The organism is Pseudobutyrivibrio sp. 49 (assembly GCF_900100545.1).
In the GTDB taxonomy this organism is placed as follows: domain Bacteria; phylum Bacillota; class Clostridia; order Lachnospirales; family Lachnospiraceae; genus Pseudobutyrivibrio.
Genome location: NZ_FNDP01000001.1, coordinates 481,261 through 503,640, shown reverse-complemented (window position 1 = coordinate 503,640; position 22,380 = coordinate 481,261). Strand labels below are relative to the sequence as shown.

Here is a 22,380-nt window from a genome sequence, read left to right as displayed (position 1 = left end):
ATCCACCATAAATCATCACAAACAAGGTTTGTGTGAAGTATAAACCCGAGTCACTTATGTGCTAAGGTGAGAGTGGATACTCTACTTTGTTTTCACAACATAGGTAATTTAACATAGAATTCCGCTGACGTCAACAGTTTCTTTGATATTAAAGAAAATATTTATAAATTACTTCTGCTACACCAGCATTATTATTATCATTTTCAGTTACATAATCAGCAACAGCCTTAAGCTCCTCTCTTCCATTTGCCATGGCTACACCAACACCTGCAACTTCTACCATACTGATGTCATTACGTTCATCACCAACAGCAACTACATCAGATATTGATATATTAAGGCGAGCGGCAAGTTTTTTAACTCCATCGCCTTTTCCAGAGCCCTTCTTTACATATTCAAGAAACGCATAATGCGAAAAGAAGCTCTCAAATCTGTCATCATAAACCTCTGCATGATCATCTTTAAAGGCCTGAAGTGCTTCTGGATGATCATAATCAATAGCAATAAGCTTTGTGATATTTTTTCCTTTAAGCTCGTCTATATTAGATAAATATACAAGCTGTTCACCTGAAAGTTTCTTGTAGCTTTCAATGAACCAGTTATCATTAAAGGTATAAATATGAGAAGCATCAAAGGTAACTACAGTAAAACCACATCTTAAGACTTCTGAAATGACCTCAATTGCATCTTTGTCATCCATGCAGTCACTGAAAAGAGTTTCATCGCTAATCATTTTAGTACCGATAATGCCCTGATGGCCTAAAATATAAACATCATCTCTTTTGAATTCATCATATATAGATAAAATTTCTTTTAAAGCATGATTTGGTCTACCAGTATTAAATGCAAAAGCATGTCCTGCATCTAATAGTTTTGTGATTGCCTCTAAATTCTCCTTAGAAATAGTCTTATCATCATTAAAAAGTGTACCGTCCATATCAACGGCTAATAATTTCTTATTCATCAAAAACCTCATTAGCCAGAATAGGAACAAAAGTCCTCTTTTTAAAGAAATCTATCTCTGGCTCATTATTCCTTTTTGCTTCCTTACAGAAGGTATCCTGCGCTCCCACAGGCTTTTTACCTCTCGGAGGTTTAATTCTAACATAGGTTCCATCTCCTGTCATCTCATAAGCTTTAAGAGTATCACCTAGTTGAACATCAAGAATATGTTTAACCTGAGATTTTAATATTTCATCTTCAACTGGAAACATAATCTCCACACGGCGGTCAAGATTTCTAGGCATCCAGTCGGCACTACCCATATAAATATCTTCAAGACCATTATTATAGAAATAGAAGATACGGGCATGTTCCAGATAGGTACCAACAATTGAAGAAACATGTATATTTTCGCTTACGCCGGGTATAGCTGTTCTAAGACAACATATTCCACGAATAATAAGATGAATCTTCACACCAGCATTGCTTGCTTCATAAAGCTTTTCAATAATTTCCTTATCACAAAGCGAATTCATCTTAGCAAGAATAATGGCTTCTCTGCCATTTTTTGCATTATCTATTTCTCTTTCAATAAGGCGGACAAATGTATTTCTTAGCCATAAAGGTGCTAAGACCAACTTATTCCAGCTTGCTGGCTCAGAATAACCTGAAAGCATATTAAATACAGCCGTAGCATCTTCTCCGTAAGACTCACGACATGTAAGCATACCGCAGTCTGTATAAAGCTTAGCAGTAGAATCATTATAGTTACCAGTTCCAAGATGTACATATCTTCTGATACCATCTTCTTCACGGCGAACAACAAGAGCTATCTTACAGTGAGTCTTAAGACCTACAAGACCATAAATAACATGGCAGCCGGCCTTTTCAAGCTTTTTAGCCCAAATAATATTATTTTCCTCATCAAATCTCGCCTTAAGCTCTACAAGTACTGTTACCTGTTTACCATTTTCAGCTGCGTGAGCAAGACTTGCTATAATTGGAGAATTACCACTTACTCTGTAAAGTGTTTGTTTAATAGCAAGAACCTGCGGATCAAAAGCAGCCTGAGCAATAAAATCAACAACAGGGTCAAAGGTTTGATATGGATGATGCAAAAGGATATCTCCTTTTTTTATTTCATCAAATATCTTATCTCCTGGTCTTAGTCTAGGATTATCCTGAGGTTTGAAGACCGGAAGTCTCAAATCACTGTGTCCTTCTATACCATATAACTTCATCAAAAAAGTGAGATCTATAGGTCCTTTAATCTTATATATATCAATCTCGTTAACACCAAGATTCTTTTTTAATATTGCAAGAAGCTTTTTATTTATAGAAGCCTCCACCTCAAGACGGATAACTTCTCCCCACTGACGAGATTTTATTTGCTTTTCAATTTCAATAAGCAAATCCTCAGCTCCCTCTTCATCAATGGAAAAATCAGCATTTCTCATAATACGGTATGGCGATGCTGCAACCACATTATAATTAAGAAACAGCTTTCCCATATTGCGCTCAATAATCTGTTCCAACAGAATAAAGCAATCATTCACTTTATCATCTGAAGGAAGTCGTACGATTCGAGGTAAAACTGAAGGCACCTGAACTGTGGCAAACTCTACATCATCACTTTCTGCTCCTGCTCCAAATGAATCCTTTTTCTTTTCAATTAGAGCTGCAATATTAAGGGACTTATTTCTAATAAGAGGAAATGGACGGGAAGCATCAAAGGCCATTGGAGTAAGTACAGGATACACCTGACTCATAAAGAAAGAATCAATAAACTTCAATTGTTCCTGATTCAAATCCTCATATTTTTCATAGATAATAATCCCCTTTTCCTTAAGAATAGGAGTAAGGGATTTATTGAAAGTAAGATATTGAAAATCTACAAGCTCACGAGTCTTCTCATTAATGGCAATAAGCTGCTGTGTAGGAGTCATTCCGGCAATGTCAGGTTTCGTGTAGCCAGCATGCTCCATATCCTTAAGTGATGCAACTCTGACCATAAAGAACTCATCCAAATTAGAGGATGTAATGCTGACAAATTTAAGGCGCTCTAAAATCGGCAACTCTTTGTTGGTCGCCTCATTTAAAACACGTCTTTCAAATTTCAGCCAGCTTAATTCTCGGTTATCATAATATTTTGCATCAGAAATGTTTACCTTTGCCATGAGTCCTCCTAAAACTACTTATTCTCTTTAAGTACAGGTTTTATAGAGAAAATTTCCTGAAAGAAATCTGCATTCTTTTTAAACAAGCCCTTTTCTAAGGCAAGGGAGCTATTAGCTTCAATTGATATAACCAGCTCCTTATCTTTTACACGCATTGATACATTTTTAATCTTCTGCTTATGAGAACGATCAAGGGCATTTGCCACCTTAAGAATAGCAAGCAACTTTAATATTAATAAGTATTCCTCAGTAGAAAATCTATCTGAAAGATTCTCATAAGGTTCCACAGGTTTTCTGTTAAAAGCAACCGTTGTAGCTATAATCTCCCTTTCCTTATGGCTAAGTCCAAGGATTTCAGATGACATTATGATTGTATAGGAACAATCAGACGCATCAGCAAGAGAAATATATTTACCACAGTCATGCAATATAGCAATAGCCTGCATGAGAACTCTTTGACGTTTGCCCAATCCATGATATTTTTTCATAGCGTCAAAAATTTCTCCTGACAGCTTGTATAAAGCTTTCAGATGAGGCTGATAGCTATCATATCTTTTTGCAATGGACCATGCAGCCGTAATAATGTCATTGTCAAAGTCGTGTGTAGCCACAAGCCATTTTTTGTTATAGCAAAAATGGTATGCCATTCCATCACATACAGAAACACCTGGTGCTACGACATTTTTAGGCATAAGTGTTTCAGCCAGAGTTTTGACAATATAATCTTCTACCTTTGTAAGCTGATTCGTAAAGCCGATAGCATTTTCTATAGCGCAACTTATCTGGCTACCAAGAAGAATCATGTATTTAGGTTGAATATCTCTGAGGAACATGGTTTTGAAGACTTCCAGTTCCTTATAAATCATCTCATAAATCTGATCTAAGGATGAGACTACTATTCCTATCTTCTTAATGTTTTCGCTAAGGGAAACTGTACCCATGGAAAGATGTTGGGTAGTGATAATTTTTCCTTTTGAAAATAAAGTAATCTGAAGAGAAACTCCACCGATATCCACAAGAACTGCCGAATCACTAATCAGTTCTTCAAAATCATCGGTGGCAGCAACCGCTTGGTAACCCAAAAATCTCTGCTCGGAATTAGAAATTACTTTGACTGAAAATCCAGTTTGGACTTTTATTTGTTCAAGAACAATAAGAGAATTTTCCGCCTGTCTGATATTAGGGCCAGCAACTACAGAAAAAGCATCTACCTTATAGCCATCAATAGCTCTTCGCATATCATTTAAAACTTTACAAAGTTTTTCTGTGGTTTCAGGCAAAATACGACCATAATTTAGCACGTCCCTAATAATATCAGACTGTGCCTTAATAGTATCTATGGTCTTAACCTTTTTCTGCTGCTTACCTATCTCAAAAATCTTCATTGTAGTCTCATAGGACCCAATGTAAATACTTGCAAAAAGCTTCATAAAAAACCCCTTAAATATATTAGTAATTTCCCAAAACCCTGAGACTTACACACTCCTCCTTGAGACCAGTTAAAGCATTTCTAACCGCCTCATCATTAAGATTGCCATCAATATCTATAAAGAATCTATACTGCCAATTAACCCCCTTAATTGGACGAGATTCTATTCTATTCATATTTATTCCATTAAACATAAGATTCGAAAGAATCCTGTAAAGACTTCCTGGTGTATGAGAAATCTCAAGACATAAACTAATCTTGTCTGCATTCTTTCGATATTTTTTATCTTTTGAAACAATGACAAAACGTGTCTCGTTATTTTTATCATCCTGAATAGCTTCCTCTAAAATATCTAAATCATAAAGGAAAGCATTATATGTACTTCCAATAGCAGCCTGAGTGATATCTCCATCATCTTTAATTTTTTGTGCACTCATGGCAGTGTTTCTAAGGTTTTTAACATCCCAATCTATATGCTTGGTGCGAATATATTCGTCACACTGAGCAATGGCCTTTGGGTGAGAATAAACTGTTTTAATATCAGAAATCTTTGCCCCCTTAACTCCAAGGAGCGCATGGTCAACCTTTAAAATCTGCTCTCCGATTATGGCAACATTGTATTCGGATAGTAAATCGAAATTCTCTTCTATTGAGCCAGCCAGGCTATTCTCAATAGGAAGAACTGCATAATCTGCTTCACCACTACTTATAGCATCCATAGCATCACGCCATAAATCCACATGAAAACTGCTTTTCATATCATCATCAAAGAATGCAAGCATAGCAAGCTGGGAATAGGCACCCTGAACACCCTGAAAGCAAACTGTTGCTTCTGAAAAATCAAAATCATCTACCTGTTGAAATCCACTATCGAAGTTAATTCCATTAGCTCTAAGAATAGAAAACTGTTTCTTTCGACTTATAGACATTATCTGAGTATATAATTCCTTTACCGCCTGCTGACTAAAGCCATCCTCAACATAGGAAGAAAGCTTTTCCAGCTTTTCATCCTCTCTGACTTTGTCGTATACTTTTTTCCCGGTAGCTATTTTGTACTCTGCTACCTGACAGGCTAATTCCATTCTGTGTGTAAATAAATTAAGAATTTCTTTATCTACCTGATCAATCTCTACTCTGATGTCATTTAAGTCTCTCATGTTGCTCCTTCGTTTGTGCTAGGTTAATATCAGTCATCAAGTGGTAAAATAGGTGGATCAAATTTTGATACAGCGTTACCACGAACTGGACAATGATAAATCTCTCCAGAAAAATAATCAGCAAAATAAACATACTTGCTAGTAATATTAATATTGTTGAATTGGCCTTCCGCTATTAGCTCTTCTGCACCACTGGCCATATCTACTCTATATAATCCATCAGGATTTCCCTTCATACTTTGATAGTACAAATATAATCCATCAATGTTATAGCTTTGAGCTGGATAAGACGTAAGCACAGTCTTATCTGTACTTCCAAGAGCAGCTTTACAAATTCTATGTTTGCTATCTAAATCAATAAAATAAAGATTACTCTTCTCAATTATTGGCATCCACAGATTAAAGGCTGATGCGTATGCAATATCTTTAGAATAAATATTCATACTATGCAGATTATGATCATTTTCAACTCCAGAAAAATAGAGTTTCTCACCTACAACGCATCTAGGATCAATAGCAAGCTTACTAAGCTGCTGCCCTTCAGTTCCATCAATTTTAACAGTATTAAGATTCGTAGTTAATAATTCGTCATCAAATCGTAAATAAATAATATTATTACCTGCCAATGCACAGGCGTTGCAATCAGCTTCATCCAGAATCATTACCTTCTTATTGCGCTTATTCAATCGGCAAAGGCTGTTTACATTAACATTTAAAAAGCCAAATTGGGAATTATCCCTGTTTTGCTGACGACTATAATAAACATAATGTGAATCCGCATTAAGGAAATAAACACTATCATTAGCTACTATCTCAATATCAGACTCATCCGGATTCATCTTATAGATACGATTGTAGTCTGTAGGGTTTGCAAAATATACGACACCATCTGTCTCGCAAAACAAACCATTACCATATAGATTTCCAATGGTATTGCCATTAGTACCAGCATCATTAAAGTAGGTAATAGTATTAATGTACTTGTAATAAACAGCGCCTGCAATAATTCCCAGTGCAACTATAGCAATAATGATTCGTCTAACTATCTTCATTCTACTGCCCTCCCAGGCTAAAAGCCTAATCAATACGCATTAAGTAAAATCAAAAATAGAAAGCTGATTTGACTGAGGTAAATCCTTGATAACACCAAGTTCTACCATCTTATCGATAATAGTCTGTGAAACCTTACCTCTGTCTTTTATATCATCCAAAGAAAGAAACTTTCCCTGAGAGGCTGCAATCTGTAACTGCTCAGCAGCCTTATCACCCATTCCTGGAAGTGAATTAAATGGTGGAAGTATCTTTCCATCTACTATTTTAAAGTATCTTGAGTCAGATTGGTATAGGTCCATAGGTAAAAAATCAAAACCACGGGCATACATTTCCTGAACAAGACGAAGTGCAATTAATACATCTTTATCTGTAGCAGATAAATCAGACTGAGCCTTTAGGGCCTTAATTTCCGCTTCACATCTTGCCTTACCCTGACAACATTTCTCATAATCAAAACCACCGGCTCTGATTGAGAAGAAGGCTGCATAATAAGCAAGTGGATAATTAATCTTACAATATGCTACTCTCCAAGCCATCATAACGTAAGCGGCAGCATGAGCCTTAGGGAACATATACTTAATCTTCTCACAGGATTCAATATACCAGTCTGGAACACCATGCTCCTGCATATGCTCCTTATATGTAGGCCACTCGTCACATTTACCTTTAGCAACAATACCCTTACGAACTCGCTCCATGATTGTAAATGACTCAGCAGGATCAAGACCCTTATGAATCAAATAAACCATAATATCATCTCGAGTACAGATAGCTTCTGTGATGGTTGCTGTTCCGCTAAGAATCAGATCCTGAGCATTTCCCAGCCATACATCGGTACCATGAGCAAGACCGGCGATACGAACCAAGTCTGTGAAATATTGAGGTTTAGCCTCAACAAGCATCTGCATGGCAAAATCAGTACCGAACTCTGGAATACCTAGTGTACCAAGTGGAGTTCCCATAATGTCCTCAGGTGTAATCCCAAGAGCTTTAGTGCTTTGGAACAGTGACATTACATCCTTATCATCAAAAGGAATTGTTGTAGCGTCAATTCCAGTTAAGTCCTCCAATCGCTTAATCATGGTAGGATCAAGGTGTCCTAAAATATCAAGCTTAAGAAGATTGGCATCGATTTTATGGTAATCAAAGTGAGTTGTAACAATGTCAGTATCCTTGTTAGCAGGATGCTGAACAGGTGTAAAGGAATATATATCCTCACCATTCGGAAGAACTACTACACCACCCGGATGCTGACCTGTAGTGGACTTAACACCTTCAACACCCTTAGCAATTCGCTCATTTTCTGCACGACGTTTTCTAATATCTCGCTTATCAAAATACTTAAGAACATATCCAACGGCGTTCTTATCGGCAAGTGTAGAAACAGTACCAGCCTTGAAGGTTTGCCCTTCGCCGAAGATAACCTCTGTATATTTATGAGCCTTTGACTGATATTCATTTGAGAAGTTCAAATCGATATCAGGCTCCTTATCACCCTTAAAACCAAGGAAGGTTTCGAAAGGAATATCAAAACCATCCTTTGCCAAAGGCTTGCCACACTTCGGGCAAATCTTATCTGGCATATCTACGCCTGAAAGTCCCTGATTAACAATTTCCTGTACTTCTGGACCATCAAAATCTACGTAGAAACAGTTTGGACATCTGTAATGAGGTGGTAGTGGATTAACCTCAGTGATTCCTGCCATTGTAGCTGCAAAAGAAGAACCTACGGAACCACGGGAACCTACCAAATAACCATCCTCATTTGATTTCCATACAAGCTTTTGAGCAATAATGTACATAACGGAATATCCATTACCAATGATTGAATTAAGCTCACGCTCAAGACGAGCTGATACTATCTCTGGAAGCTCAGGACCATATACTTCATGGGCTCTTGTCTCACAAATACGACGTAAATCCTCTTCAGAATGCTCAATAACAGGTGGACATTTATCTGGACGAACCGGATGAATGTACTCACACATATCCGCAATCATATTCGTATTTTCGATAACTACCTCATGTGCCTTGGCAAGACCAAGGTATGAGAATTCATCAAGCATCTCATCTGTAGAATGAAGATAAAGTGGCGCCTGCTGATCCGCATCATCAAAGCCCTTGTTAGCCATAATGATACGTCGATATACCTCGTCCTGTGGATCTAGGAAATGAACATCACAAGTAGCAACAACAGGCTTATTAAACTCCTCGCCCAAATCAACAATTTGCTTGTTTATATTCTGTAAATCAGTTACAGAATTAATATCCTCGTACTTATCAGAACGAATCATGAAGTCATTATTTCCAACAGGTTGAATCTCAAGATAATCATAATAGTTAGCAATTCTGGCTATCTCTGAATCATCTCTGCCATCTACAATAGCTCCATATAATTCACCAGCCTCGCAGGCAGAACCGATAATCAAACCTTCTCGACATTCTGTAAGTAAAGTCTTTGGTACTCTTGGATAACGGCTAAAATAATATAAATGAGACTCTGAAACGAGTCTGTAAAGATTAATACGGCCCAAGTCATTCTTTGCTAAGACAATACAATGATGAGCTTTCATCTTTTTGATTTGCTCAGCAGTAGGTTTTGCTTTTTCATTCAGCTCAGCAAGAGTATGTATATTTTCATTTTCAAGTTTAACAATAAACTTTTCAAAAATCTTTGCAGTAACCTCTGCATCAGCTACCGCTCTATGATGATGCTCATTTACTACCTTTTCCAATTTACAAACAGCATCAAGATTGAATTTAGCATTATTAGGATGTAAATATCGAGCGATTTCTACAGTGTCTACATGAGTGTAATCATACGCAAGCCCTAACTGTTTACAATTATATCTAATAAAACCTGTATCAAAGCCTGCATTATGAGCAACTAAAACGCTACCCTTACAGAAATCCATGAACTTAGGCAAAATAACATCTATTGTAGGAGCATCTAGTACCATATCATCTGTAATAGATGTGAGTTCTGTAATTCTATAAGGTATTGGCACCTTAGGATTAATAAATTCAGAGAAATAATCTACAATTTGACCATCCTTAAACTTTACTGCACCTATTTCTATAATCTTACAGGTTCGAGGATTAAAACCAGTCGTCTCAATATCAAATACTACAAACTCATCATGAAGAGACTGTCCCTTGTCATTTGTAACAGGACGCTTGGTATCATCTACAAGGTAAATCTCACAGCCATAAATAACCTTGAAATCTCCAAGACCTTTCATGTGATCTGCGTCACAGAAAGCCTGCACTACACCATGGTCGGTAATAGCAAGGGCTTTGTGTCCCCAGTCTTTGGCACGTGAAATAATGTCAGTGATTTCAGAGACACCATCGAACTCAGACATCTTTGTATGGCAGTGAAGCTCTACACGTTTCTCCACTGCTGTATCCTGACGTACAACTCTAAAATCTTTTATCTTTTGGATACAAGTGATTCTACCAACGGTAAGCTCCTTAGAGAAGGTATCCTCATCTAACTTACCCTGAACCTTATAAAAGCCACCAACTTTAAGCTTAGACTCAAGCTCTCTACCCTGATCAGCATCACTAAACCAGAATTTTATTGAGATAGAATCTGTAAAGTCGGTCATAGTACCTGTACCAAAATAACCACCCTTTTTAGTCTCTCTAAATTCAAGGGCGTTAAGCTGACCTTTTATTACAATAGAACCAAGAAGTTCTCCATTAATATCTTCCATCGTAGTGGCATCTTCAGCAATCTCTGAACCCATAATGATATCTGGGTCATCTGACTTTGTAAGAGGACGCACGAATTTCTTCTCTGGTTCTTGATTTTCAGAATTATTATCTTTTTCTTTGTTCTTATTATTCGTTTTATCTTCTGTTTTTTCCTCTGCTGGCTGTTCTTCAGATTCTTCTACAGCGGCAGTCTTAGCACTAATTGAAGCAATCCTCTGCTCTATTTCACGTTCAGCATTTTCAAGATATTTGCTTTTTACAGGTTCCTTATATTCGAAGAAAATCTTACCATCCATATGACAACGATTGCACAAAATATTATGGAGCAAATCAAATAATTCATGCTCCTTTTCTCTGCCAATGACTGTGTCCTCGATGGTAACCTTAACATTTCCGTCTTCTGTAATATCTAAGTCTGCTTTTTTATATATGTTAAAAAGAAGAGCGCTTCTTGCTTCCAGCTCTTCTAAAATACTGTCATTATAAGATGAAATTAAATTCTTTGGAGTGTACTGACTTGATAAATCAAAGTCCTCCAAAATTCGAATGGAAACACCGTTGTTTGCAAAGAATTGTTTCTTAATAGACTTTTCTAATTTCCAAATACGGCGCTTAGGAATAAGTGTATTGAAAGTAACGTATATACGAATATCGTCTTTTGAACGACCCGTACTGACCTTAGTGATTGTTGCATCACTAAGGGCAGTAGACAAATCGTTATCTGCATTCATATTTGGGAATACTTCATAAAATCCCATTTGATCCATAACATATCTCCGAACTTAAGCCTAACGAGGCCAATTAATCAACTCTTCACGTAACGCATTAAGGAGCTCTCCCTCAGGCATTTTGCGAACCACTTCGCCATGCTTGATAAGAAGTCCTTCTCCGATACCACCAGCTACACCAAGGTCTGCTTCCTTTGCTTCTCCTGGTCCGTTAACTACGCAGCCCATAACCGCAACTTTAATGTTGAGATCTGAGAACTCTTCTACCATTGTCTCGACCTTATTTGCAAGTCCAATCAAATCAATCTGTGTACGACCGCATGTAGGGCAAGATACAACCTCGATACCCCCCTGTCTAAGACCAAGTGTACGAAGAATAAGCTTAGCAGTCTTTATTTCTTCTACAGGTGCACCTGTAAGTGAAACTCGAATTGTATCACCGATACCCTGCGATAGAATCATTGCAAGTCCTGCGGCGCTCTTAATGTTACCAGCTCTAAGTGTACCCGCCTCAGTAATTCCTACATGAAGTGGATGATTAGTCTTGTCTGCAATAAGCTCATGCGCCTTGACGCACATCATAACATTAGAAGACTTAATACTGATAACAAGATTATCATATCCTAAATCTTCGATAATCTTTACCTTATCAAGAGCTGACTCTACAAGTCCTTCTGCTGTAACACCACCATATTTTTCAACAAGCTCCTTTTCAAGGGAACCTGAATTAACGCCTACACGAATAGGAATATTCTTTGCTTTTGCAGCATCAACTACAGCCTTAATACGATCAGTACTTCCAATATTACCTGGATTAATACGAATCTTATCAGCTCCATTTTCAATGGCAGCAATGGCAAGTCTGTAATCAAAATGAATGTCTGCAACAAGAGGGATACTAATCTGTTTTTTAATCTCTCCTATAGCTTTAGCTGCATCCATGTCTGGACATGCAACACGGATAATATCGCATCCAGCTTTTTCAAGCTCATGAATCTGTGCTACTGTAGCAGCCACATCCTGAGTCTTTGTATTACACATAGACTGGATGAGAATTGGATTACCTCCACCGATTACTTTATTTCCAATATGTACAACTTTTGTATCCATACAAAAATCTCCTATTACATAAGTTTTAAAATATCATTGTACATGACAACAATCATCAAAAGCATCAATAATGCAAAACCAACCAGGTTAATTCCATTTTCAATCTCTGGCTTCATCTTCTTTCCGCGAATAGCCTCAAATAAGATGAGCACAATACGACCACCGTCAAGAGCTGGGAATGGAAGCAAATTCATTACACCAAGGTTCGCAGAAAGTAATATAGCTATTGAAAGTAAGTTAACAAATACATAGAACATTCCACTAGTCACTGACTGATCATAAACGTCAGAAATAGTAGTAACCACTCCAACAGGTCCTGAAACCTGATTAACAGAAAGCTCTCCTGTAAACAACATCTTCAAACTACTAATCGTAACGTAGATTTGATATTTCATCTCGTAAGCTGCATACTGTAATACTCCAACAGGTGATACCTTAACGTATTCATTTGCTTTCTGAATACCTATAAGCTTACGACCTGCTTCTTCATCATACTTTGGTACAAGAGTGGTGGAATATCTTTGATTATCACGTTCATAAACAACATCAATAGAATCAGCATTAGCATGAAGAAAAGTATAAATACTAATCTCGCTATAAAAGTGAACATTATATCCACCTAAGCTGATAATCTTGTCTCCTGCTTCTATGCCTGCTTCTGCAGCAGCATATCCAGGCATTACATCTGTAATAGTTGTGTCATTAACACCAACAGATGCAATGTAAATAACCGAAAGCATATACGCTAAAATAAAGTTAAACAGTGGGCCTCCAAAAACAATCTGGAATCTCTCCCATTTACCTTTTTTACTAAAGGCTCTGTCGCTATCGCTTTCTTCATCTTCACCTTCCATTACACAGCTACCGCCGAAGGGAAGTGCTTTCAAACAATACTTAGTCTCACCCTTTCCCCAACTAAAAAGTGTTGGTCCAAGACCAAGAGTAAATTCGTTAACCTTTACACCACATTTCTTTGCAAATAAGAAATGTCCTAACTCGTGAAAAATAATTATGAAACTAAAAATCAGTATTGCAAGTATTATCTTAAGAATAACTACCACCTGCTCTCTATGTAATCGTAAGTCATCTGTTCTGTCTCAAGAACCTGCTCAATAGTAGGATTCTGGATAAAGTCTACATTAATCATAGCCTCAGAAACAATCTCTGGAATCTCCAAGAACTTAATCTTATTCTTTAAGAACTTGGCAACTGCTCTTTCATTGGCTGCATTGAAAACTGTAGGCACATTGCCACCAGCATCCATAGCGTCATAAGCAAGAGCAAGACCATAGAAGGTTTCCATATCAGGTCTCTCAAAAGTAAGAGTACCAACTTTAAATAAATCTAATGGCTCTGAATACAAAGTCTTACGATTTGGATAGAATAATGCATAAAGAATTGGAAGACGCATATCAGGTGTACCCATCTGCCCAATAACTGCACCATCCATAAATTCTACTGCTGAGTGAAGAATACTTTGAGGATGAACCACTACTTCTACCTGATTAAGGTTAACACCAAAAAGCCATTTAGCTTCCATAACCTCAAGACCTTTATTAATCATGGTAGCAGAATCAATTGTGATTTTTGCTCCCATTGACCAGTTAGGATGCTTAAGGGCATCTTCTAAGGTAACGTTTTCTAAGTCATCAAGTGTACGACCTCTAAATGGTCCACCTGAGGCTGTAAGAAGAATCTTAGAAATCTTATTATGTCTCTCACCATTAAGCGACTGGAAAATAGCACTATGCTCACTATCCACTGGGAGAATAGAAACACCTTTTTCCTTTGCCAGCGGCATAATAATATGACCAGCTGTAACAAGTGTTTCTTTGTTTGCAAGAGCGATATCCTTGCCTGCATTGATAGCTGCGATTGTTGGCTGAACACCAACCATACCTACAACTGCAGTAACAACTGTATCAGCCTCTTCTGCAGTAGCAACTGCAATAAGACCTTCCATACCATAATGAATATCTATTGTAATATCAGAAAGTCTAGTCTTTAAATCCTTTGCCAACTCTTCTGTTCCAACTGAAACAAGAGTAGGCTCATATTTTCTAATCTGACTTTCAAAAAGATCCAGATTACTACCACAGGACATAGCCACAACATTTAAATCATCAGGATTCTGAGAAACGATGTCTAATGTCTGTGTACCAATTGAACCTGTAGAACCAAGAATTGATATATTCTTTGCCATGTGTGTCTACCTCTATAAAATGTAATATGCTAAGAAAAATATAATTGGTGCAGTAATAATAACACTGTCAAAACGATCTAAAACTCCACCGTGACCTGGAATAAGCTTTCCATAGTCTTTTATATCAAAATTACGCTTAATAGCCGATGCAGCAAGATCACCCACCATAGATATGAGTGCACCAATTCCTGCAAAAACAACAAGAGGAATAATTGGGAAATCCTCTAATCTGAAAATATTATCAATAATAAAACAGTAAAGCGCTGTAAAGAGCATAGATCCTACCACTCCACCTACTGCTCCTTCAATGGACTTCTTTGGTGAGAGAAGTGGTGACATTTTGTGCTTTCCGAAAAGTACACCTACACAATAAGCTGAAGTATCGCATCCCCATGAGCAAAGGAAAATAAGCCATACTATAAACTGACCATTAGGAAGCATTCTTGTCTGATAAAGGAATGAAAGCATCACTCCAACATAAAAAAGACCAAAGAAGGCTGCCATAATCTGATGTGTATGGTATTTAGGATACGCAAATACGAACACTCCTAATAAACAGATAAGAAATACAAGCATTATCGCCATATTATCTGGTGAAAACATAAGCTTAAGGTTGGAATAATATGCAACGCATGCAGCATAGCCTAAAAAACCAAGTGGCTTCTTTTCAATATCAAATATACGATACAGCTCGAACATTCCAATAAGAGATAATGCAAGCATTACTCCAAGAAGTAAATCTCCACCGGTACAAATAAATAGCAAAGCTAAAATTACAAGTACTATTCCACTAATAAGTCGTGTGATAAACATTTAAAATCCTCTCTAAATTCCGCCAAAACGACGATTTCTTTTGTCATATTCTTCTATAGCTTTCTTTAACTCATCAGGAGTAAACTCTGGCCATGCCACAGGTGTAAAATAAAACTCCGCATAAGCAAGCTGCCATAGAAGATAGTTTGATAAACGTTGCTCTCCTGATGTACGAATCATAAAATCTGGATCAGGAATATCTTTTGTATCTAAATAACTTCCAAAAAGCGATTCATCAATGCTTTCAACATCTATTTTACCATCTTTTACGTCAGACGCCACCTTTCTGATAGCTCTTGTCATCTCATCTCTACTACCGTAATTTATAGCAATTGTAAGTGTAAGTCCTGTGAACTGTGATGAATACTCTGTAAGCTCATCAATGGCTTTGCGAAGCTTTTCATCAAGTCTTGTTAAATCTCCAATAAAGCGAACACGAAGGTTATCCTTCTTTGCTGTTCTCATGCAAGTCTTAATATATTCTCCGAGAAGCTTCATTAAAGCTTTTACTTCATCATCAGGTCTTGACCAGTTTTCTGTAGAGAATGCATACATTGTCACATATTTAACCCCTAAATCGTGAGCTGCTCTACATATGGTCTCAACATTTTTCGCACCTACTGTATGCCCGTAAGTACGAGGCATCCCCTTTGATTTTGCCCATCTCCCATTTCCATCAAGAATAATGGCTATATGCTCTGGTACGTTCATAGTGCCTCCATTTTTTATAAAAATAATGAAACAGGGCACAAATTGTGCCCTGTAAAAATTAATTTAATAATATCTCTTAGACAGTCATAATCTCTTTAGTCTTTGCCTCAACAGCCTTATCAACCTCAGCAATGAACTTATCTGTCATCTTCTGACACTTATCTTCAAGATCCTTGATTTCATCCTCTGAAACGCCCTCATCCTTTGAGTGCTTCTTTAAATGATCAATAGCATCTCTTCTGATATTTCTAATAGCAACCTTTGCATCCTCGCCGTGCTTCTTAACATCCTTGGCGATTTCCTTACGACGTTCCTCTGTAAGCTCAGGGAATACAAGACGAATAAGCTTGCCATCATTTGTAGGATTAATTCCGATATCAGACATGTTGATAGCCTTTTCAATCTCTTTAACAAGAGAAGCTTCCCATGGCTGAATCTGAATAAGTCTTGGCTCTGGAACTGAAATATTTGCTACCTGCTGAAGTGGAGTTGGTGCTCCATAATAATCAACAGTAATCTTATCCAGGATATGTGGGTTAGCACGACCTGCTCTGATAGTTGTGAACTCACTTTCAAGATTATTGTAGCTCTTTGTCATTTTTTCTTCGTATACAGAAAGTATATTATCCATTAGCCCTCCTTATACGGTTACAACCGTACCATTAAATTTGCCTGAAATTGCCTTTACGATAGAATCCTCCTCATTAAGTGAGAATACATACATAGGCATTTTCTGCTCCATAGCGATTATTGATGCTGTCATATCAACTACCTGAAGCTTCTGATCGATAACATCCTGAATGCTAATCTCATCATAACGCTTAGCATTAGGATTCTTAGCTGGATCGCTATCATATACGCCATCGATAGATTTTGCTAAAAGAATGCAATCAGCTTCGATCTCAACTGCTCTAAGAACAGTAGGTGTATCTGTAGAGAAATATGGATGTCCTAAACCACCTGCAAAGAATACAACCATTCCTCTCTCAAAATACTTGTTTGCTCTATCCTTAGAATAAAGCTTTGATACATTTCCACACTCAAATGGAGTGAGAACCTGTGTCTTCATACCAACAGTTCTGAAAATCTCAGAAACATAAATACAGTTCATAACTGTAGCAAGCATTCCAATCTGATCAGCTTTTGTTCTGTCGATATTTTCAGAAGTGCGTCCTCTCCAGAAATTTCCGCCTCCAATAACAACGCCAACCTGAACGCCATCATCAACAAGCTTCTTAACCTGACGAGCGACCATTAAGCAAGTAGCTTCATCAAATCCAAAACCCTTATCCCCAGAAAGTGCTTCTCCACTAAGCTTTAATACTACTCTTTTCATTTATTCTTTTATTTCCTTTATATATTTTGTCTCGTCAAATTAGATATTAAATACGCTGTTTACATCAACATCTGCGTAGCTCTGTGAACAGAAGCCTTCGATAACAGCACCATTATTAATCTGAACTGAACGAGACTTGATGTTACCCATAACAACTGCTGATGTGTCAACAACAACAGGTCCGTTAACATCAATATCACCCTTAACAGCACCAGCGATAACTGCTGATGTAGCTGTGATATTTCCAATAATTACTGAACCAACACCAATCTTAGCTGTTCCAGTAGTAACAACCTCTCCTTCAATCTTTGCAGCATCTGCAAAGAACTCAGCAGAAGAAGAATTACCTGTAACCTTACCTGCGATAACAAGCTTACCATTACATGTAACATCACCAACGATTTCACCCTGAACCTCGATAGAACCAATTGATTCAACGTTACCTGTAATCTTCATACCACCAGTAATAACTGCATTTTCGTCTGAAGCAACGTTCTTTGCGTCAGAACCATTTTCCATAACTCCCATTGTCTTTGATGCCTCCACCTTTGAATCATTTTTTGTGTCTGAGAAGAATGACTTCTTCTCTGCTGACTGCTCTTTTGCAGGAACAGTCTCTGTTGCCTTTGTAGCAGGCTCATCAACCTTTTTAGAAACCTGCTCAAGAAGGCCATCAAGCTTATTAAGCTCAGACTCGACATCAATATCGCCATCGAGAGTGTTAACCATGACCTCCTCAGTAGCTGCAGTGTCGTCGCCACCTGGTACTAGCTCATTAACTGCATCATTAAAGTCTTCTTTGAAATCTTTAAAGAAACCCATTTATAAATCCTCCATAACATATTCTTTATTGAACAACACTAACGTGTTGTATTATTTCTGTTTCATCTGTAATTGGTAAAATCATAGCTCCCGCATCATTAAGAGACTCGATAAGTCTAGGTAACGCTTCAACCGTTGCCTTTTTGTTTGTACCGTCATGTAACAATACTACAGACGTCTTGTATTTTACCACATCACTCATAACATTATCAACAAGTTCATCTGCTGTAAAAGCCTGTGAAGTAGCATCTCCAGAGGCAATGTTCCAATCATAATATTTGACCCCGATAGAGTTCAAATAATTAATAAAAACAGACATACTTGTATTGCTAACTTTATTACTGCTTCCACCTGGAAATCTGTATAATTTTGTATCAACACCAGTAGTGTCTAATATTAAATCGTGAATCTTGTCATAATCTGCAATAAAAGAATCTTCAGACTGATAGATTTTAGAATAGTTATGGCTATAAGAATGCATACCAATAGTATGCCCATCCTCTACTATACGTCTGTAGGCATCACCGTAAGTATCAATATCCTGTCCTACAACGAAGAAAGTAGCCTTAACATTATAATCATCAAGAATATCTAATATAGTCTCAGTGTTTTCACTAGGACCATCATCAAAGGTAAGATACACCATAGGTATGTCACCTTCTTCTGCAATATTATCCATGTTATCTACAAGATAAACATTGTCCAAGAAGCTATCATCTACCATCTCGTCAGCATCATCAACAGTATTAGAGACAGCAATTTTAGCTGAAATGGAATCAATTTGTCTTTGAAGAGAAATAACTTCAAAAATAAGGATAGTCATTACAATTAAAGTGAGAAGCATAAAGCTGATAATTGTATAAACTATCATCTTTTTCATTCGAGCTACACGCTTACGCTTTGCGCGCTGCTTCTCGAGCCCATCATTTGCAATATCCAAGGTTATAACTCCCTCCCCTTAAAATTTCTCTTTTATTTTATCACAACCAATTTACAAGATAAAGGATAAAAAAGAAAGGGTCTACTAAATGTAGACCCTTTTAAAAAGCATATTTATGAACTAATTAAGCGTTCATCTGAGCTGCAACCTCAGCAGCGAAGTCTTCGTTCTTCTTCTCAAGGCCTTCACCAGTCTCAAAACGAACGAATCTCTTGATTGAAAGTGCAGAACCTGTAGCCTTAGAAACTTCCTCTAAGTACTTAGCAACTGTCTGCTTTCCATCCTCAGCCTTAACGTAAACCTGATCAAGAAGACAGATTTCCTTAAGCTCCTTAGATACACGACCTTCGATCATTCCGTTGATAACCTTCTCAGGCTTCTGTGACTCCTTAGGATCGTTCATGATCTGAGCAAGAAGGATTTCCTTCTCGTGAGCGATGTACTCAGCAGAAACCTCATCACGGCTAACATACTTAGGATTAAGAGCTGCAATCTGCATAGCAAGATTTGTAGCTGCCTCCTTAGCTGCATCTGACTCAGCGCCAGCCATATCTACGATAACGCCGATACGTCCACCACCGTGTGTATAAGATACTACGAATCCATCAGATGTAACCTTCTCAAATCTTCTAAGAGAAAGCTTCTCACCGATTGTAGCAACCATCTCTACGTGAACATCGTTAACTGTCTTAGATGAATCCTCAGCCCATGGCTGTGCAAGAAGCTCATCAATTGTATTAACATCAGACTTAAGAATCTGAGTAGCAACCTTCTCTACGTATGTCTGGAACTTCTCGTTCTTAGCAACGAAGTCAGTCTCTGAGTTAACCTCAAGAACAACTGCTGTATTGCCTTCTACTACTACCTTGCAGATACCCTCTGCAGCGATACGAGATGCCTTCTTCTCAGCCTTAGCTGCACCGTTCTTACGAAGAAGCTCGAAAGCCGCATCCATATCACCATCGCACTCAGCGAGTGCCTTCTTACAATCCATCATACCTGCGCCAGACTGCTCGCGAAGGTCCTTTACCATTGCTGCTGTAATAGCTGCCATATTATTATGCCTCCTCTTCTGCTGTTGCTTCCTCAGCAACCTCATTCATTTCACCCTGCTTTGCTTCGATAACAGCGTCTGCCATCTTTGCAACGATAAGCTTTACTGCACGGATAGCATCATCGTTACCAGGGATTACATAATCAAGCTCATCTGGATCACAGTTAGTGTCACAAACACCTACAAGTGGAATACCAAGTGCGTGTGCTTCCTGAACACAGATGTGCTCCTTCTTAGGATCGATAATGAAGATAGCATCAGGAATTCTGTTCATTTCCTTAATACCACCAAGAACCTTTGTAAGCTTCTCCTGCTCCTTCTTGAGCTGAGTCACTTCCTTCTTTGGAAGAAGATCGAATGTACCATCTGCTTCCATCTTCTCGATTTCCTTAAGACGAGCGATTCTTGTCTGAACTGTCTTAAAGTTTGTGAGCATACCACCGAGCCATCTCTCGTTTACATAGTACATACCGCAACGCTCTGCCTCAGATGCGATAGCGTCCTGAGCCTGCTTCTTTGTACCAACGAAAAGGATGTTACCACCCTGCTGAGCGATGTCAAAGATAACATCATAAGCATCGTCTACCATACCTACAGACTTCTGAAGGTCGATAATGTGGATACCATTACGCTCTGTGTAGATATAAGGAGCCATCTTAGGGTTCCATCTACGTGTCTGGTGTCCGAAGTGAACACCTGCCTCAAGTAACTGCTTCATTGAAATAACACTCATTTTAATACCTCCTGGTTTGTTTCTTCCGCATAATTCCACCTGACAAACACCCGGCCTACGATAGGTTGGGAACCAATGTCAGTCCTTATGCGTGTATTTTCAACAGCCCTTAGAATTTACCATAATTTTGCAATTATTGCAACTATCAATTCTTTGGGGGCGTTGTTGTTCTAACATCTTTATTTACAAGAACTGCCACCAAATCATCATAGGTGCTTCCCTGCTTTACATAAAAGGTTCCATTTTGAATCAAATTATCCACCTTGCATTTATTAAGATATTTGTTGAATTCCTCAGAATCATCAATAAGTCCTGCTTTCTTTAAGTGAGAGCAAATCACTTCTGAAGACTCTCCTGCACGAACAGTAAATGGAACATAGGTAATAACCTCATCCTCTGAAGCAGCAGTGCTATCTTCAACTGTCTGCTCTACGGAAGACTCGGCAGAAATCTCTTCTTCCCCGACTGAAGTAACTTCTTCAGTAACAACAGGGGCTTCCTCCACAACCTCAGAAGAATCTTCCTTTTCAGCTACAATAGCTTCTTCCTCTGTCCCCTCTGGCATTACCATGCCAAGAGCTGAAGCCTTCTCTATAATCTCTTCATCTGTCAGAGACTTATTATATAGAAAGTCTCTTCCAAAATAAAAGCTTATAGTTAAAAGTAATGTTGCTAACGTAACGCCAATACCAATTCCTCTAAGATAGTACTTAAACCTCATTATCTCCCCTCCTGATATAAACCAATAACAAACTTAACTTCACCAAGACCACGTCCAAGTTTTTTTGCTATTTCTACGTCAGACAATCCTTCATCCGCCATTGCAAGGATTTGCATATTATCATTAGCCTTAATTGGCTGATTCTCCTCTGAAAACTTTTGAGCAAGCGCCTCGGTGAAGGAAATAGTCTTTGACTCCTCTTCCTTACGCTCTTTTTCCTCCTCCTTTGCAGCAAGAAGCGCTTCTCGCTCCTCGGCAAGCTTCTTCATCTCTTCCTCAATCTCAAGTTCCTTATCCTTAAGCATATCAAGCTTTCTGGCAACGGAAGAATCCAGAGCAACAAGGGTATCCTGAAGCTCAGATAGTTTCTTTGTCATTTCGACCATGGTCTGATGCTTTTCATTAAGCATTGAGTACATGAAAGTCACTTCTTTATGAGATTTATCTACAGATTCCAGAACTGTATCTGAATACTGTGAGATTTCAAGGATTTTCTCATTAGTCTCTTTATCAGTACGTCTATCCAGCTCTTCCATGGCAGAGTCTATCGTGGCAGAAAGCTTGTCTTCTGTCTCAACTCTGGCATCAGCCATCTTATCTTTTATAATTTCTTCGATTTGTTCTTTTGTGAGCTTCGTAAGATTCTCTCGATCCTTCTCAGATAATCTTTCAGACACAAAAAAGCTCCCAATACACAGGCCCAGCCCGATAATTAGGAGCACAATTTCAAG

General features: G+C 38.0%; 19 protein-coding genes. All 19 read right to left on the bottom strand.

All coding sequences use genetic code 11. The annotated features are described in order from the left end of the window. Nucleotides 1-148: 148 nt before the first annotated feature. A complete protein-coding gene (locus BLP54_RS02220) occupies nucleotides 149-964 on the bottom strand; it encodes a Cof-type HAD-IIB family hydrolase (protein ID WP_176754437.1) in 816 nt (271 codons plus the stop codon). Then, nucleotides 957-3,119, bottom strand: a complete 2,163-nt coding sequence (locus BLP54_RS02215) for an RNA degradosome polyphosphate kinase (protein WP_090166315.1) — start codon at nucleotides 3,117-3,119, stop codon at nucleotides 957-959. Before BLP54_RS02215 ends, BLP54_RS02220 begins: the two co-directional genes overlap by 8 nt. A gap of 14 nt (nucleotides 3,120-3,133) precedes the next feature. Further along, complete coding sequence (locus tag BLP54_RS02210) at nucleotides 3,134-4,549, bottom strand: Ppx/GppA phosphatase family protein (protein ID WP_090166313.1); 1,416 nt, start codon at nucleotides 4,547-4,549, stop codon at nucleotides 3,134-3,136. Nucleotides 4,550-4,568: 19 nt separating this feature from the next. Next, nucleotides 4,569-5,705, bottom strand: coding sequence for a prephenate dehydratase (pheA, locus tag BLP54_RS02205; protein ID WP_090166311.1), 1,137 nt, complete (start codon nucleotides 5,703-5,705; stop codon nucleotides 4,569-4,571). 29 nt (nucleotides 5,706-5,734) lie between these two features. Continuing rightward, on the bottom strand, nucleotides 5,735-6,757 hold the full coding sequence (locus tag BLP54_RS02200) for a DUF5050 domain-containing protein (RefSeq protein ID WP_090166309.1): 1,023 nt from the start codon (nucleotides 6,755-6,757) through the stop codon (nucleotides 5,735-5,737). Nucleotides 6,758-6,796: 39 nt separating this feature from the next. Continuing rightward, nucleotides 6,797-11,245 (bottom strand): PolC-type DNA polymerase III, encoded by a 4,449-nt coding sequence (locus BLP54_RS02195; protein ID WP_090166307.1) that lies wholly within the window; start codon nucleotides 11,243-11,245, stop codon nucleotides 6,797-6,799. Nucleotides 11,246-11,266: 21 nt separating this feature from the next. Further along, nucleotides 11,267-12,316, bottom strand: coding sequence for a flavodoxin-dependent (E)-4-hydroxy-3-methylbut-2-enyl-diphosphate synthase (gene ispG, locus BLP54_RS02190; protein ID WP_090166305.1), 1,050 nt, complete (start codon nucleotides 12,314-12,316; stop codon nucleotides 11,267-11,269). Between the two features lie 14 nt (nucleotides 12,317-12,330). Next, nucleotides 12,331-13,377, bottom strand: coding sequence for an RIP metalloprotease RseP (gene rseP / locus BLP54_RS02185; RefSeq protein WP_176754436.1), 1,047 nt, complete (start codon nucleotides 13,375-13,377; stop codon nucleotides 12,331-12,333). Beyond that, the gene (locus tag BLP54_RS02180; RefSeq protein ID WP_090166302.1) at nucleotides 13,371-14,519 is read right to left on the bottom strand and encodes a 1-deoxy-D-xylulose-5-phosphate reductoisomerase; all 1,149 of its coding nucleotides are present in this window, start codon (nucleotides 14,517-14,519) and stop codon (nucleotides 13,371-13,373) included. The genes rseP and BLP54_RS02180 overlap by 7 nt, the downstream gene beginning before the upstream one ends. A gap of 12 nt (nucleotides 14,520-14,531) precedes the next feature. Beyond that, on the bottom strand, nucleotides 14,532-15,332 hold the full coding sequence (locus BLP54_RS02175; protein ID WP_090166300.1) for a phosphatidate cytidylyltransferase: 801 nt from the start codon (nucleotides 15,330-15,332) through the stop codon (nucleotides 14,532-14,534). A gap of 12 nt (nucleotides 15,333-15,344) precedes the next feature. Next, on the bottom strand, nucleotides 15,345-16,043 hold the full coding sequence (locus tag BLP54_RS02170) for an isoprenyl transferase (RefSeq protein WP_090166298.1): 699 nt from the start codon (nucleotides 16,041-16,043) through the stop codon (nucleotides 15,345-15,347). 76 nt (nucleotides 16,044-16,119) lie between these two features. Continuing rightward, complete coding sequence (frr, locus tag BLP54_RS02165; protein WP_028246961.1) at nucleotides 16,120-16,674, bottom strand: ribosome recycling factor; 555 nt, start codon at nucleotides 16,672-16,674, stop codon at nucleotides 16,120-16,122. A 9-nt stretch (nucleotides 16,675-16,683) separates the two neighbouring features. Next, nucleotides 16,684-17,379 carry a UMP kinase gene (gene pyrH / locus BLP54_RS02160; RefSeq protein WP_028246960.1) on the bottom strand — a complete coding sequence of 232 codons (696 nt, stop codon included), beginning with the start codon at nucleotides 17,377-17,379 and terminating at the stop codon, nucleotides 16,684-16,686. Nucleotides 17,380-17,418: 39 nt separating this feature from the next. Continuing rightward, a complete protein-coding gene (locus BLP54_RS02155; RefSeq protein WP_090166296.1) occupies nucleotides 17,419-18,201 on the bottom strand; it encodes a polymer-forming cytoskeletal protein in 783 nt (260 codons plus the stop codon). A 25-nt stretch (nucleotides 18,202-18,226) separates the two neighbouring features. After that, nucleotides 18,227-19,141, bottom strand: a complete 915-nt coding sequence (locus BLP54_RS02150; RefSeq protein WP_242870606.1) for a polysaccharide deacetylase family protein — start codon at nucleotides 19,139-19,141, stop codon at nucleotides 18,227-18,229. A gap of 124 nt (nucleotides 19,142-19,265) precedes the next feature. After that, nucleotides 19,266-20,195 (bottom strand): translation elongation factor Ts, encoded by a 930-nt coding sequence (gene tsf, locus BLP54_RS02145; RefSeq protein ID WP_090166292.1) that lies wholly within the window; start codon nucleotides 20,193-20,195, stop codon nucleotides 19,266-19,268. 4 nt (nucleotides 20,196-20,199) lie between these two features. Continuing rightward, a complete protein-coding gene (gene rpsB, locus BLP54_RS02140; RefSeq protein WP_072914316.1) occupies nucleotides 20,200-20,928 on the bottom strand; it encodes a 30S ribosomal protein S2 in 729 nt (242 codons plus the stop codon). A gap of 145 nt (nucleotides 20,929-21,073) precedes the next feature. Continuing rightward, on the bottom strand, nucleotides 21,074-21,649 hold the full coding sequence (locus BLP54_RS02135; RefSeq protein WP_090166290.1) for an endolytic transglycosylase MltG: 576 nt from the start codon (nucleotides 21,647-21,649) through the stop codon (nucleotides 21,074-21,076). After that, nucleotides 21,649-22,326: a DUF6115 domain-containing protein gene (locus BLP54_RS02130; RefSeq protein ID WP_143001978.1), complete on the bottom strand. Its 678-nt coding sequence runs from the start codon at nucleotides 22,324-22,326 to the stop codon at nucleotides 21,649-21,651. Before BLP54_RS02130 ends, BLP54_RS02135 begins: the two co-directional genes overlap by 1 nt. Between the last annotated feature and the right edge of the window lie 54 nt (nucleotides 22,327-22,380).

What these genes read in the sequence shown, in the direction of transcription:
- tsf (WP_090166292.1), bottom strand. Translation starts at nt 20,195, where the DNA reads ATGGCAGCTATTACAGCAGCAATGGTAAAGGACCTTCGCGAGCAGTCT.
- BLP54_RS02155 (WP_090166296.1), bottom strand. Translation starts at nt 18,201, where the DNA reads ATGGGTTTCTTTAAAGATTTCAAAGAAGACTTTAATGATGCAGTTAAT.
- BLP54_RS02210 (WP_090166313.1), bottom strand. Translation starts at nt 4,549, where the DNA reads ATGAAGCTTTTTGCAAGTATTTACATTGGGTCCTATGAGACTACAATG.
- pyrH (WP_028246960.1), bottom strand. Translation starts at nt 17,379, where the DNA reads ATGAAAAGAGTAGTATTAAAGCTTAGTGGAGAAGCACTTTCTGGGGAT.
- BLP54_RS02170 (WP_090166298.1), bottom strand. Translation starts at nt 16,043, where the DNA reads ATGAACGTACCAGAGCATATAGCCATTATTCTTGATGGAAATGGGAGA.
- BLP54_RS02195 (WP_090166307.1), bottom strand. Translation starts at nt 11,245, where the DNA reads ATGGATCAAATGGGATTTTATGAAGTATTCCCAAATATGAATGCAGAT.
- rpsB (WP_072914316.1), bottom strand. Translation starts at nt 20,928, where the DNA reads ATGAGTGTTATTTCAATGAAGCAGTTACTTGAGGCAGGTGTTCACTTC.
- BLP54_RS02200 (WP_090166309.1), bottom strand. Translation starts at nt 6,757, where the DNA reads ATGAAGATAGTTAGACGAATCATTATTGCTATAGTTGCACTGGGAATT.
- BLP54_RS02215 (WP_090166315.1), bottom strand. Translation starts at nt 3,119, where the DNA reads ATGGCAAAGGTAAACATTTCTGATGCAAAATATTATGATAACCGAGAA.
- BLP54_RS02175 (WP_090166300.1), bottom strand. Translation starts at nt 15,332, where the DNA reads ATGTTTATCACACGACTTATTAGTGGAATAGTACTTGTAATTTTAGCT.
- BLP54_RS02220 (WP_176754437.1), bottom strand. Translation starts at nt 964, where the DNA reads ATGAATAAGAAATTATTAGCCGTTGATATGGACGGTACACTTTTTAAT.
- BLP54_RS02135 (WP_090166290.1), bottom strand. Translation starts at nt 21,649, where the DNA reads ATGAGGTTTAAGTACTATCTTAGAGGAATTGGTATTGGCGTTACGTTA.
- BLP54_RS02180 (WP_090166302.1), bottom strand. Translation starts at nt 14,519, where the DNA reads ATGGCAAAGAATATATCAATTCTTGGTTCTACAGGTTCAATTGGTACA.
- ispG (WP_090166305.1), bottom strand. Translation starts at nt 12,316, where the DNA reads ATGGATACAAAAGTTGTACATATTGGAAATAAAGTAATCGGTGGAGGT.
- pheA (WP_090166311.1), bottom strand. Translation starts at nt 5,705, where the DNA reads ATGAGAGACTTAAATGACATCAGAGTAGAGATTGATCAGGTAGATAAA.
- frr (WP_028246961.1), bottom strand. Translation starts at nt 16,674, where the DNA reads ATGGATAATATACTTTCTGTATACGAAGAAAAAATGACAAAGAGCTAC.